The sequence below is a fragment of the Arthrobacter terrae genome (assembly GCF_015708085.1).
Taxonomy (GTDB): Bacteria; Actinomycetota; Actinomycetes; order Actinomycetales; family Micrococcaceae; genus Arthrobacter_M; species Arthrobacter_M terrae.
In genome coordinates this window covers 100,078-112,820 of record NZ_JADNYM010000007.1, presented here as the reverse complement: position 1 = coordinate 112,820, position 12,743 = coordinate 100,078, and the positions used below count along the sequence as shown (strand labels likewise).

Here is a 12,743-nt window from a genome sequence, read left to right as displayed (position 1 = left end):
GGCAGCCCCAGCCCGATACGTGAGCGGGCTCCCGGCGTGACGCGGATCATCGCCGGCGTGGCCGGCGGCACACCCCTGGCCTCCGTGCCCGGCACGCTGACCCGGCCCACCACGGACCGGGTCAAGGAGGCGCTGTTCTCCCGGCTGGAGTCCATGGACGCCCTGACCGGGGCGCACGTGCTGGATCTCTTTGCCGGATCCGGTTCCCTGGGTGTGGAAAGCGCCAGCCGCGGTGCCGCCAGCGTGGAACTTGTCGAGTACGATGGCGGTGCTGCCGCCGTCTGCCAGCGCAACGCCGCCACCATCAATGACGCTCTGGGACGCAAAGTGGTTTCCGTGCACCGGTCCAAAGTCGAGTCATTTCTGGGGCGCGTCCCGGACGCGAACGCAGAGCAGTGGGACCTGGTCTTCATGGACCCGCCCTACCCTCTGGGCGAAGTGGAGCTCAGCACCGCGCTGGCCGCACTGGCACCCAACCTCTCGCCGGAAGCTGTCGTGGTGCTGGAACGCTCCACCCGCTCGCCGGAACCCACCTGGCCCGCCGCCGTCGAACGCTTCGCCGAGAAGAAGTACGGCGAGACCCGGCTCTGGTTCGCCGAGCCCGCCGACTAAAGTGACGCTTTAGCAGTCTTCCCCCCGGCCCGAGCCCCGGGCCGCCAGCGTCCGTCAGAAGGTACGTCCGGTCAGAAGGTAAAGGTCAGGACGGTCGCTGTGCCGGACGTCAGATTCAATTTCACCTCTTGGGTCCCGGCCGTGAACCCGGGAACACGGTCCTGGGTTGCCTTGGGGACGCCGGCGGTTTCCATGCCGTCGATTCGCGTCTGGTTTTCCGCATCGAAGCTGGGGCCAGTCATCTGACTCATGGTTCCGGTGCCGGCGGCCTTGGGGAGGGTTAAAGTGATAGGCGCCTGCGCTGTGGTTTGTGGATCATTCTGGTTGACGATCAGCACACTCAAGCTGCCGTCGTCGTGTTTTATTGCGTAGGTATAAAGGTTTTCGTTTCCCACAGTGTTGACCTTTTGAAACGCTCCGGCTCCGACGCTGTTGACCAGCATGGTGCCGTAATACGCCGGGCGCATGGTGAAATTGCCGCTGGGCTTCCTGTAGGGGCCGCTGTCGCAGATCGGTGACAGCGGCGGACCGCCCTTACAGGCTTCCAGGGAGCTGTGTAGATCCACCTGGGAAACACCTGTTTGCGCCGCACTCATGGCGAAGTTCACCGTCCACAGTGCGGAGACATGGCGTCCCGTGGTCTCATTGGAGCCTCCGCAGGAGGAGATTCCCGTTTCCGTCAGCCATGCTGCGATGTTGGCGTCCTTGGCTACCTTGCTGGCGGCTGCCTGATACTTTGCACTGGAATCGGCAAGGCTCCGCGACATAACCCGTGCAATGGACGGAGCAAGAGGATTCGACGGATCGGGGCACTCCGGGAGCGGATAGTTGTGATAGGCCAACGCGCCGACGTTATCGAGTTTCAGCGCGGTAAATTGCTTCCACCACGAATCCGAATAGGTTTCAGGTCCCGCTATCTTGACCCCGGGAGCAGCCTTTTTGATTGCGTCGGCAACGGCAGTGGCTTCTTTCGCATAGGCGGCAAAGTCCCAGCCGTCGCCACGCAGCGTCAGGTAGGGATCGTAGGACCGGTTGTAGCCGTTCGGCTCATTTCCCAGGCTGACGCCCAAAAGCCGGTCGCCCAGAATGTCCTTTGCATGAGCGGCGAGGTCCCCGGCTCTGGCCGGGTCAAAATGGCCCATGTCTGCAGAGAGCAACACGGTGCCGTCCACGGCATCGAGGAGGCGCTTAATCCGCTGCAGGTCCTCGGGCTGCACCCGCATAATGGGCCTCACATCACCCTTGTAGGCCGGCACTAATTTCCAGTCCGGCGCCGGCTCATTCGTGGACGTCCAGAAGAACCGCCGATCGACGGATTGCCCGCCGAAGCGCAGGACCGGCTTGTTCATTTTCTTCAGGACAGCCGCCAATTCCGAGTTATCCGGATCAAGGGCCGGGTCCGTCATCGAATCCGTTTCGATCGACAGCCCCATGAGGCCAGCAGGCATATTTTCACCCGTCGACTGATCCGTGACGCTGACGGCCGTTGGGTCAACGCCAGTGGTAGCGCCCGCCGCTGCGCCAATCTGCGCATATTCTTCCCGGTCAAAAGGAGCGAAGGTCTGTTTCGCGGACGCGGAGGTTGAGGTGGAGGTGGACGCGGAGGTGGACGTGGACGCGGCCGACGCCGTCGAATTCCCGGGGCGTTGTTCTTGCTCCGCAGCCGGCGCGCAGCCACTAAGGATCAGCGCTGCGAGAGCGGCAGTGACGACAAAGGCCTTGGCCCGAACGCGTGATGGCCGGTCGCGCAACGGCGTTTTCTCTGTCCGGGAGTCTTGTGCATTAGTGTCCGGCCCTTGGGCAGCGGCTTCCAGGGTCATATTTCTCCGAGGTTAGTTGCGGAAGGGGATACATACGTCAATACCCGTCTCCACGGGCGAAATGGCATGTCAGCTTCGACAGCTGAGAGGAATGGATTTGTCTTGATTCTATCCGAGCTGACCGAGGCACAGGACGTGCCGTCGCAGCCGGCGTCCCGTTGCGGTTCCCGCTGGGGTTACCGCTGCCGTCCCCATAGTCGTTCGCCGCCGTCGTGCTCCCCGGCGTTCCGTCGTCGTCGTTCGCCGCACGGCGTGCTCCCCGGCCGTCGTCGTCGTTCAGCTGTTGTTGAAGTCAGGGAGTCGGGTGCCTACGTTGAGGAGTTGGGCGATGGCCGCGATGCAGCGGGCTGCGGCGTCGCCGTCGCCGTAGGGGTTCACGGCGTTGGCCATCGCCGAATAGGCTGTCGGGTCATTGAGCAAGGTGGTGACCTCCTGGACGATGACGGATTCATCCGTGCCGATCAGTTTTACGGTGCCGGCGGAGACCGCTTCGGGGCGTTCGGTGTTGTTCCGCATTACCAGCACGGGTTTGCCGAGGCTGGGGGCTTCTTCCTGGACGCCGCCGGAATCGGTGAGAACCACGTGGGCCAGGGACAGCAGCCGGGTGAATTCACCATAGCCAAGGGGTTCGGTGATGACTACGTTCGGCTTGCCGGTGATGGCCGGGAGGACGGCTTCGCGGACGGCTGGGTTCTTATGCACCGGCAGGACGATGGTCACCTCCGGGTGAGCGTCGGCGATGCGGGCCAGGGCGCGGCCGATCCCGTCCATGGTGTTGCCCTGATTTTCCCGCCGATGCGTGGTCACCAGCAGGATTTCCTTGCCGGCCTCGGCCAGATCCTGCAGGGCCCGGTCCTGGAAGGGTACGTTCTTCTCGACGGTTTCCAGCAGTGCGTCGATGACGGTGTTCCCGGTGACGGCGATGTCCTCGGGGTTGATGTTCTCCCGGAGCAGGTTGGCTTTACTGACCGATGTCGGGGCCAGATGGAGGCTGGAAATGTGGCTGGAGATTTTCCGGTTGCCCTCTTCGGGGAACGGGGAGAAGAGGTCCCCGCTGCGCAGGCCTGCTTCGACATGGACGACCGGGATACCGCGGTAGAACGCCGCGATGGCCGCCGCCGTGGAGGTGGTGGTGTCACCTTGAACAATGACGGCGTCGGGTGCATCGGCTTCAAACAAGGCGTCCAGCCCAGTGATGGTTTTGGCCATGATTGAGTTCAGGGTCTGCCGGGGCGCGATGATGTTCAGGTCGTGGTCCGGGGCGATGCCGAAGAGTTCGTTGACCTGGTCCAGCATTTCCCGGTGCTGGCCAGTCACCGTGACTACGCAGTCGAACTGTGTGGACGCCTGGATGGCTATAATGATCGGAGCCATTTTGATGGCTTCCGGACGCGTGCCATAGATCGGCATCAGCTTAAGCATGTGGTTCCCCAGGGAAGTCGTTGTAGGTAAAGCCTTCAGAGTCTACCGGGCTTTGCACGGCCACGATCCGCTGGTGGCGCACTACAGAACCGGCTGGAGTTACCCACAACGCGCTTTAGGGTGCGCAGCGTGGCTTTCGGGCCTTCTGTTCCTGCACAGGCGGGGTCCGGCGTTCACGCATCCACATTCGCTCGGTGTCTGCTGAAAGTGGCGGTGTGTGTACCTAGTGTTGATGGCATGGGAACAGAAGGAGAAATGGTGGGCCTTCCCGGCGTCGCCGGTGCGGTGGGTATCGCGGAGGCGCAGGTAGCCCTGACCGTGCTTGCGTCATTCACCACCTCCTTCGCAGCAGCCGCACCGCTGCTGAACAAAGCGCCCTTGCTGGCAGCGGCGGAGCTGATCGAAGAGTTCTCCCGTCTAATCGAGGTCAACCAAGTCACTGCAGCTCACGCCATTGATACGCAAAACCTGGTTGCAACAGGCGGCATCGACACGAAGTTTGTCTGGGATGCCCCGATGGGAAGGAAATCGCCGTATCGGCGGGTCCAGGACCTGCTGATCGACCGGCTGCGGATTTCCCGTACAGCCGCGAACCGCCGGGTTCTCCTGGGCCGGGATCTGCTGCCGGGCTGGTCACCCGACGGGGGACCGGCAGTTCCGGTATACCCCGTCCTTGGCGGAGCTGCTGCCGATGGCACGATATCGCAGGAGACTTTGAATCTGGCCGTGCGGGCGCTTAACACCGTGCGGGTCAAAGCGAGCCCGGAGCAGCTGGCTGGAATGGAAACGGCTCTGGCCGCTCGGGCCCGGGTCACCGACCCGGACACCTTGGCACGGGACGCCAGAGAGCGGGAACTGCAGATTGATCACCAGGCCGGCGAACCATCCGCCGAAGAAATCGCGCTGCGGCAAGGCGTCCACGATCACGGAATGTACCGGGGCCTGCACCATCTGGAGATCTTCGCAACCCAGCCCCAATACGAGGTCCTGCTGACAACGATGAACACCGGGACGAACCCGCGCACGCAGTCCCTTGAACAAAAGGCCATGGACCAACGGACCCGGCCGCAAAAACTCATTGATGCTCTGACCGGCGCGTGCGGGATCGCGCTGCGTGCCGGGGAACTGCCGGAGACGGGTGGTAACCGGCCCCAGGTGCTGGTTACCGTCGACTATCAGGAGCTTTTCGACAAACTGGCCGTAAAACGGCGTGCCGGACAGTTCATGTTCTCCGGCGCAGTCTCGGCCGAAAACGTGCGTGAGCTGGCCTGCAACGCGGACCTAATCCCCGTCGTACTCGGCGGGGCAGGGGAAGTCCTCAATCAGGGTCGGGCGCGGCGGCTGCATACCAAGGCTCAGCGGCTGGCTCTGATCGCGCGGGACAAAGGGTGCACCCGACCGGGCTGTACGATGCCAGCGGCCTGGACCGAATGTCACCATGTGAAATTCTGGGAAAACAATGGTCCTACCAGTGTCCAGGAGGGAGCGTTGGTGTGCACTTACGATCACCATCTCGTTCACGAAGGCCTGTGGAAAATCCTGATGAAACAAGGCATCCCCTATTGGCTCGCACCGCCGGAAATTGACCCCTCCCGAACGCCCCGGCGCAATACCTACTTCAACCCGCCCCGGCCCGGAGCACCGGAAACCCTGCCGTCCATCACAGCCGATCCGGTTTCCGAAGCAAACGCTAATTCCGACGCCGATTTCCGGACAGCTTCGGGTATCAGCTCTCAACCGCAGCCGAACAGCAGCACGCAGCACAGCAGCACCGAAACGCCTCAAGCGCTGTGCGAGGCACGGCGCATGACCGGGATCTAGCCGCGAACTAGCGATGCACTAGCCGTGATCTGGTCGGTATCTGGTCGTGATGTAGTCGAAATCCAGCCGTAAACTAGCCGTTGAACGGGGCTCCGCCGGCAATGGAATCCAGGTCGACGCCGGTTAGAACCGTTGCGGGGTGAGGTCCTCGAGCAGTCAGTTCAGCAGTCCAGGTGGAAGGCCATCGGCCGGTAGTGCCGATGAGAATAATGTTTCCGGGGTAGCGCCCGGCAAACATTCCCGTCTCGGCAACGGCAGCCACCTCGCCGCCGCCGAAGTTCGCCCACCCGCTTGCCTGGATGACGCCGGCGTCCAGGACGATTGGTGATTCCGGGGCGCCAGGGGCGGCCGGGGCACCGGAGGAGGCGGGGATGCCGGTTCGTCTGTCCGCTATTGCGCGGCGCAGCGCACGGACCTGACTGCGTACCAAGGTCAGCGCGGGTTCGTCACCGACGTTGACAACCAGCACACCCGCAGGCGCCAGCCGGGCGATCGCTTCCTGATAGAACCCGGTGCAGGCAATGTGCTCCGGCGCCTCCGGGCCGGAAAAGATATCCAGGACAATCACGTCGAAGCTAAGATCCGGCTCCAGCTGGTTCAGCACTTCGCGCGCGTCGCCGATGTGCGTGGTCAGTATGCTGCCGGCGGGGAGCGGGAGCTGCTGGAGCACGTAGTCCAGAAGCTCCCGTTCCAGTTCGACCGCGTGCTGCACCGACCCCGGTCGGGTCCGCTGAATGTAGCGCGCCAGGGTGAGGGCGCCAGCGCCCAGATGCAAAGCTGAAATCGGCCGGCCGCCTGGAGCGACCAGATCTACCACGTGCGCGATTCGGCGCAGGTACTCGTAAAAGATTTCTTCCGGCCTGGCCAGGTTGACGTGCGACTGCTCTGCTCCTGCGATGCTCAGGACAAATGCCCCGTCCGTCCATCCATCGGGAGCGATTGTGGCGTGCTGCCCCGTGGTGCGCAGATACCGTGAATTGCCCGCCACGCCTTAGAGCCGCTCCTGCAACGTGGACAGCCTGGCCGCCGCTTCTTCCAGCACCGGAATTTTCTTGCAGTACGCAAAGCGGAGGAGGGACTTGGTGCGTTCTGCACCGTCGGCATGGCAGAAAACCGGAACGGGGATAGCCGCGACGCCGATCAACGCTGGCAGCCGCCTCGCGAGGGCAGTGGCGTCTGTGATGCCGAGGGCAGCGGTATCCGCGAGGACGAAGTAGGTGCCCTGCGAGGGCAGGACTTTGAGCCCTGCCTTCTGCAGCCCGTTGCTGAGGACGTCCCGCTTATCGGCCAGATCGGCAGCAATACCTTGATAGAAATCGTCGCCAAGGCCCAATCCGCCGGCTATCGCGTTTTGGAAGGGTGTTCCGGAGCTGTAGCTGAGGAACTGTTTGACGGTGCGGACGGCGGCGACCAGCTGGGCCGGCCCGCTAAGCCAGCCGATTTTCCAGCCGGTAAAGGAAAAAGTCTTGCCGGCGGACGAAATGGTCAGGGTGCGCTCGGCCGCCCCGGGCAGCGTGGCGATGGGAATGTGTTTAGGTCCGAAGGTGAGGTGCTCGTAGACCTCATCGGTGACGATGACGGCGTCGAACTTTTCCGCCAGCGCCACGATTCTGCTCAGCACTTCACGCGGGAAAACCGCTCCGGTGGGATTGTGCGGGTTATTTATCAGAACGACCTTGGTCCGCTCCGTGAAGGCCGCTTCCAAGGCGGTCAGATCGGGCTGAAAGTCCGGCGCCAGCAGTGGGACCGTGCTGTGCACCGCTCCGGAAAGACCGATGACCGCACCATAGGAGTCGTAGAACGGCTCGAAGGTGAGTACCTCATCCCCGGGTCCGGTCAGTGCCAGTAGGGTGGCCGCGATCGCTTCCGTGGCCCCTGTGGTGACAATGATCTCCGTCTCCGGATCCGGCAGAAGGCCATAAAAGCGCTCCTGATGAGCGGCAATGGCGGTGCGCAGCTCCAGCGTGCCCTTGCCCGGTGCGTACTGATTAGCTCCGGCGGCGATGGCAGCCCGGGCTGCCTCCTTGATGGACGCCGGTCCATCCTCGTCGGGGAAGCCCTGGCCCAGGTTGATCGCGCCGGTTTGCTGCGCCAGGTTGGTTATTTCCTCGAAAATGGTCACGCCCAAGGATCCGTCAGCCCCCAGCAGATTGGCGCCCTGGGCCGTTCGTTGCCACGGTGCGCTCATACTCGGTCCTCGATTTCGTGTTGCACGGTTATGCTGCAGGCCATAATGCATCGTCCTTGCGGTGTCATTCCATCGTATCGCTGCGCGTCCGGCATGCTCATGACACCTTGATGAGCTAGATTCGAGGGTATGCGACGCGCAGTATGTCCAGGCTCCTTTGACCCCATCCATAACGGTCATCTTGAAGTTATTGCACGTGCCTCGGGTCTTTTTGACGAGATAATTGTCGCCGTCTCGACCAATTATGCGAAGAAGTATCGCTTTACGCTGGACGAGCGGCTGCAAATGGCCAGTGAGACGTTCGCCGCCCTTCGCGGCATCATTATTGAACCGATGGGGGAGGGGCTGCTGGCGCAGTACTGCCGTGACCGTGGGGCCTCCACCATTGTCAAAGGCCTGCGCTCGTCGTCGGACTTCGACTATGAACTGCCGATGGCGACCATGAACCGGCAGCTCAATGGCGTGGAAACGGTGTTCCTTCCCGGAGACAGCCGTTACCTGCATTTATCCTCTACGCTGATCAAGGAAGTGGCGAAGCTCGGTGGCGACGTCTCAGACTATGTGCCCAAGTCTGTACTTCGCCGGCTGCTCGCTGGCGCGCCTGGCCGCGGTACGGCCTTCGGGCAGTAAGCTGGTGAGGGCCGCTTTACCGGATTCCCACGTGCCCGGGACCGTATTTTGGGTCCGGCGCCGGTTTCGGGCTAAGATGATACGTCGGTCATATGTTCTACAGGAGTTCTCATTAGCGCAACCAAGTTGGGCAATCGCCTCAACCAGGGCTCGCCCTTAGTCGTTTCAGTTAAAGACATTGGGCGTGCAGGCACCATGCGGACGCTGCAGGAAGGTGTGGCCACACCGAAGGATTTCGGTGTGCCGATCATTGGCGTTCAGGAAGGGTCCACCATGGACCTGGATCTGAGGCTGGAGGGCGTACACGAAGGAATTCTGGTATCCGGTACCGTATCCGTCGAAGTGACGGGTGAGTGTGCCCGCTGCCTGGATCCCCTTGCGTATGACCTAGAGGTCAATGTGCAGGAACTTTTCTCCTATGGGGAGCCGTCCAACAACGGTGCCGCCGTGGGGGAGGAAGAAGAAGAGCAACGTTGGATCGAGCACGATGCGATCGATCTTGAACCGGTGTTGCGGGACGCAGTGGTAACAGCGCTGCCGTTCCAGCCGGTGTGCCGGGAAGACTGCCAGGGATTGTGTTCCGAATGCGGAATCCATCTGGTGGATGAGCCGGGGCACCACCACGAGGTCCTGGACCCTCGCTGGGCTGCCCTACAAGGCTTAACCGGCAAAGACAGTCAGATCACGAACTGAATTAGAACCTGGGGAAAACCCCGGTTCGTCGAGAGAGAAAAGAGTTAGCCGTGGCTGTTCCCAAGCGGAAAATGTCCCGCTCGAATACACATGCCCGCCGGTCTCAGTGGAAAGCCACTGCTCCCGCCCTGGTCAAGACCGTTGAAAACGGTCGCGTGACCTACAGCATGCCGCACCAGGCCAAGGTCGTTACCGACTCAGCCGGAACCGCGCTGTACCTTGAGTACAAGGGCCGCAAGGTCGCTGACGTCTAAAGACCTGGGCAATGAACTATCCTGCCGGTGCTGCTGCGGGCGAGAAGGTCCAGGCTCTGCCTGAACCGCAGGCTGCTCACCACCAGCTTCTGAAGCGTCTCGGCGTCGATATCGACGCCGGGACGCTTCGTCTTGCCCTGACGCACCGCTCCTATTCGTATGAAAACGGCGGGATTCCCACGAACGAGCGTCTGGAGTTTCTCGGTGATTCCATTCTGGGATTCTCGGTAACGGACGCACTGTACAGGGACAACCCGAACCTGCCCGAAGGGGATTTGGCCAAGCGGCGTTCAGCCGTGGTCAGTACCCGGGCGCTAGCCGTGCTTGGCCGCAAACTGGGTATTGGTGAGTTCATCTACCTTGGTGCGGGCGAGCGCCTGACCAATGGCAAGGACAAAGCATCAATTCTGGCGGACACCATGGAAGCCCTGATCGGTGCAACCTATCTGTCCAATGATCTCGAGACCGCACGGCAGCTCGTGATGAGGCTGGTGGGTCCACTCCTGTTGGATGCCGGCGCTCTTGGTGCCGGTACGGACTGGAAGACGAACATCCAGGAGATCGCCGCCAGCCGGCATCTGGGCACGGTGCAGTACGTGGTCAACGGATCAGGCCCGGACCATGCCCGTTCCTTCGGCGCTATCCTCCAGATTGGCGGCGTCAACTATGGCACCGGCACGGGGAAATCGAAGAAGGAAGCCGAGCAGGAAGCCGCCGCCGATGCCTGGAAGGTCCTAGCAGCCCGTTTCCCCGACAGCCACGCTGCCGGCTCCGTCTAAGCGTGCCGGAACTTCCCGAAGTTGAGGTGGTCCGGCGCGGACTGGAACGCTGGGTCACCGGTCGGACCATCACGGCCGTGGACGTGCCGGATCCGCGCTCGATCCGACGCCACGCCCTCGGCGTAGAGGATTTCCGTGGCAACCTAGTCGGCGCGAGGGTGCTGGACGTGGTGCGCCGCGGCAAGTTTCTCTGGCTTCCGCTCAGTGATGGGACGGACGACGACGGCGTGCCCCACACTGCGCTGATGGCGCACCTGGGCATGAGCGGACAGCTGTTAATGCAGGACCCTTCGCAGCCCGACGAGAAGCACCTGAAAGTCCGGCTGCGACTCTCCCACGCCGCGGATGCGCCGGAGGAACTGCGCTTTGTCGATCAGCGGATCTTCGGCGGGTTGTTCGTCACCGCGCTGATTCCGACGGCGGACGGACTCCCGGGCGGGCAGTCATTGCTGTCCCTGCCGCTGATTGCTGCGGAGGCTGCCCACATTGGCCGTGATCCATTGGACCCCGCCTTTTCACAGGAAGCTTTCTACCAAAAAGTCCGATCCCGCAAGACGGGACTGAAGCGCGCTCTTTTAGACCAGAGCCTGATCTCCGGCATAGGCAATATTTATGCTGATGAAGCCCTGTGGCTGGCCAAACTGCATTACGCCCGCCCCACCGAGACACTGCGCCGGTCCGACGCCCAGCGGGTTGTGGATGCAGCCCGGGATGTCATGGGCATGGCGCTGGACGCGGGGGGCACGAGCTTTGACTCTTTATACGTCAACGTCAATGGAGCGTCCGGCTATTTTGCCCGATCCCTGAATGCCTACGGCCGGGAGGGCGAGCCATGCCCGCGCTGTGCAGCTTTGGGCCTGCAGTCCCGGATCCGCCGGGACTCGTTCATGAACAGGTCCTCCTTTAGCTGTCCGGTCTGCCAGCCCCGTCCCCGCAACGGCCGCTGGTAACGACTGGCCGGCGGACGGGGCTGGAACCGCCGGGCCGAACCGGGTCAGCCGGCGTCGACGGCTACTGCATAACTTTCCTCTGCGTCCACGTCCTTGCCGGTGGGATCCCACTTCACTACTGCGACGGACAATGCGCCAAGCAGCGGAGCGAGTGCGATGATCCAGAATACGTTGGTTCCGATCGAGGCGGCGAGCACTGGGAAGGCGATCAGCGAGACGATGGAGAAAGCCCGCAGCACCGCCTGATTGAACCCGACGCCCACGCCGCGAAGTGACGTCGGGTAACTCAGCGTCGCGTAAGCCATCAGCTGGGCGCCGGGCCCAAAGGCCTGAAAGAAGATGAACATGGCCAGCATGAGGACCGCGAGGATAATGAGAGCGCCCGTGGGGATACCGAGGAGCGCCAGGATCAGCAGGGAAACCGTCTGGACAGCGAAACCTATGAGAGCGAGCTTTCGGGCTCCCCACGACGTCACCAGGCCTACCCCGACAAGTCCGCCACCGACGCCAAAGCCGAAGTTGATGACCAGGGCAGAGAGGATGGTGACGAGCGGACCCTGTTTAAACATGCTGGAGATGATCAGCGGGGTTCCGTAGGCCACGGCGTTGTAGCCGAAGGTGGAAAACACGCTGACGGCCAGCGCTACGAGGGTCCGGACACGGTAATGCGCAGAGAACAGCGCTTTGAAGGAGCCGGCAGACGCCTTCGCCGGCACGGCTCGGTCGAGCTGGGATTTCTGCGCCAAGACGGCATCCACGTTGTACTTGCTGCGCAGGATGTCCACGGCGCCAACGAGATCGCCCTGGTTGGCCAGCCATTGCGGGGATTCTGCCAGGTAACGCCGGCGCACGATCAGGACCACGAGTGCCGGGACGGCACCGAAGCCGACGACGAACCGCCAGAGGTGCCCGTACTGCGCCGCCGGGAGGGTCAGGAACAGCAGCAGGACGATCAGGTATCCGATGCCGGTGGCTCCGTACCAGGCCGGAGACCAGGAATTGACTCGTTGGGACCGGTTTCCCTTCCCGCGCAGTCGGGAGAATTCGGCCAGGAACGCCATCGCCACCGGGAGGTCGAGGCCGACACCGATGCCCATGATGATGCGGAAGAAGATCAGCCACCACTCATTAGGTGAGAAGGCGCAGCCCAGGGCAGCGATGACGAAGAAAATCATGTCTGCGGTGAAAAGCCTGTACCGGCCGAACCTGTCCACCAGATAGCCGCCGCCCAGGGCGCCCATCACGGCCCCGATGAAGATGGCGGCGTTGACCAGGCCGGTCATGAAGCCGTCCAGGCCAAATTGTCCCTTAATCTGCGTGATGCCGAAGGCCAGGGAGGAGAAGTCGTACGCGTCCATGAAGATCCCGCCGAGGGCAAGGATCACAATCGCCAGGGCACCCTTCTGCGGACCCGACCGGTGGGTGAGTGCCGAGGCTACGTCCCTGGCGGAGTGGATGACTACGCGCCCGGCGGTCCAGGCTGCAGTATCGTCGGATTCCTGTCCCGAGGATCCAGCGGTGTCCCGGGCGGGAGTCTGGGCTGCGGTTTTTTTGGATGAAGACACTGCAACAAA

12 protein-coding genes are annotated in these 12,743 nt (G+C 62.5%); 7 read left to right on the top strand and 5 right to left on the bottom strand.

The window, feature by feature from the left end; translation table 11 throughout:
- Positions 1 to 36 precede the first annotated feature (36 nt).
- Positions 37 to 612, top strand: coding sequence for a 16S rRNA (guanine(966)-N(2))-methyltransferase RsmD (gene rsmD / locus IV500_RS07060; RefSeq protein ID WP_196396096.1), 576 nt, complete (start codon positions 37 to 39; stop codon positions 610 to 612).
- A gap of 71 nt (positions 613 to 683) precedes the next feature.
- On the opposite strand, the gene IV500_RS07055 is transcribed toward rsmD, so the two are convergent.
- Together IV500_RS07055 and wecB are read right to left on the bottom strand one after the other, a co-directional pair.
- Positions 684 to 2,432 (bottom strand): hypothetical protein, encoded by a 1,749-nt coding sequence (locus IV500_RS07055; RefSeq protein ID WP_196396095.1) that lies wholly within the window; start codon positions 2,430 to 2,432, stop codon positions 684 to 686.
- 276 nt (positions 2,433 to 2,708) lie between these two features.
- Complete coding sequence (gene wecB / locus IV500_RS07050) at positions 2,709 to 3,854, bottom strand: non-hydrolyzing UDP-N-acetylglucosamine 2-epimerase (RefSeq protein ID WP_196396094.1); 1,146 nt, start codon at positions 3,852 to 3,854, stop codon at positions 2,709 to 2,711.
- A 237-nt stretch (positions 3,855 to 4,091) separates the two neighbouring features.
- Here wecB and IV500_RS07045 point away from each other — a divergent pair, with 237 nt between their 5' ends.
- Complete coding sequence (locus tag IV500_RS07045; RefSeq protein ID WP_196396093.1) at positions 4,092 to 5,675, top strand: HNH endonuclease signature motif containing protein; 1,584 nt, start codon at positions 4,092 to 4,094, stop codon at positions 5,673 to 5,675.
- 73 nt (positions 5,676 to 5,748) lie between these two features.
- Here the strand turns inward: IV500_RS07045 and IV500_RS07040 are convergent, their stop codons facing one another.
- Complete coding sequence (locus tag IV500_RS07040) at positions 5,749 to 6,663, bottom strand: spermidine synthase (RefSeq protein WP_196396092.1); 915 nt, start codon at positions 6,661 to 6,663, stop codon at positions 5,749 to 5,751.
- 3 nt (positions 6,664 to 6,666) lie between these two features.
- Positions 6,667 to 7,863 carry an aminotransferase class I/II-fold pyridoxal phosphate-dependent enzyme gene (locus IV500_RS07035; RefSeq protein WP_230854609.1) on the bottom strand — a complete coding sequence of 399 codons (1,197 nt, stop codon included), beginning with the start codon at positions 7,861 to 7,863 and terminating at the stop codon, positions 6,667 to 6,669.
- A 129-nt stretch (positions 7,864 to 7,992) separates the two neighbouring features.
- Here IV500_RS07035 and coaD point away from each other — a divergent pair, with 129 nt between their 5' ends.
- The 5 genes from coaD to mutM all read left to right on the top strand — a co-directional run bounded on the left by coaD (position 7,993) and on the right by mutM (position 11,169).
- Positions 7,993 to 8,493 carry a pantetheine-phosphate adenylyltransferase gene (gene coaD / locus IV500_RS07030; RefSeq protein ID WP_196396090.1) on the top strand — a complete coding sequence of 167 codons (501 nt, stop codon included), beginning with the start codon at positions 7,993 to 7,995 and terminating at the stop codon, positions 8,491 to 8,493.
- A 195-nt stretch (positions 8,494 to 8,688) separates the two neighbouring features.
- Positions 8,689 to 9,186 carry a YceD family protein gene (locus IV500_RS07025; RefSeq protein ID WP_196396089.1) on the top strand — a complete coding sequence of 166 codons (498 nt, stop codon included), beginning with the start codon at positions 8,689 to 8,691 and terminating at the stop codon, positions 9,184 to 9,186.
- 50 nt (positions 9,187 to 9,236) lie between these two features.
- Positions 9,237 to 9,440, top strand: a complete 204-nt coding sequence (gene rpmF / locus IV500_RS07020; RefSeq protein ID WP_196396088.1) for a 50S ribosomal protein L32 — start codon at positions 9,237 to 9,239, stop codon at positions 9,438 to 9,440.
- 11 nt (positions 9,441 to 9,451) lie between these two features.
- Positions 9,452 to 10,219 carry a ribonuclease III gene (gene rnc / locus IV500_RS07015; protein ID WP_196396087.1) on the top strand — a complete coding sequence of 256 codons (768 nt, stop codon included), beginning with the start codon at positions 9,452 to 9,454 and terminating at the stop codon, positions 10,217 to 10,219.
- Between the two features lie 2 nt (positions 10,220 to 10,221).
- Entirely contained in the window at positions 10,222 to 11,169 is a 948-nt protein-coding gene (gene mutM, locus IV500_RS07010) for a bifunctional DNA-formamidopyrimidine glycosylase/DNA-(apurinic or apyrimidinic site) lyase (protein ID WP_196396086.1), read from the top strand.
- 44 nt (positions 11,170 to 11,213) lie between these two features.
- Here mutM and IV500_RS07005 read toward each other — a convergent pair whose 3' ends face one another.
- Positions 11,214 to 12,734, bottom strand: a complete 1,521-nt coding sequence (locus tag IV500_RS07005; protein ID WP_196396085.1) for an MFS transporter — start codon at positions 12,732 to 12,734, stop codon at positions 11,214 to 11,216.
- Positions 12,735 to 12,743 lie beyond the last annotated feature (9 nt).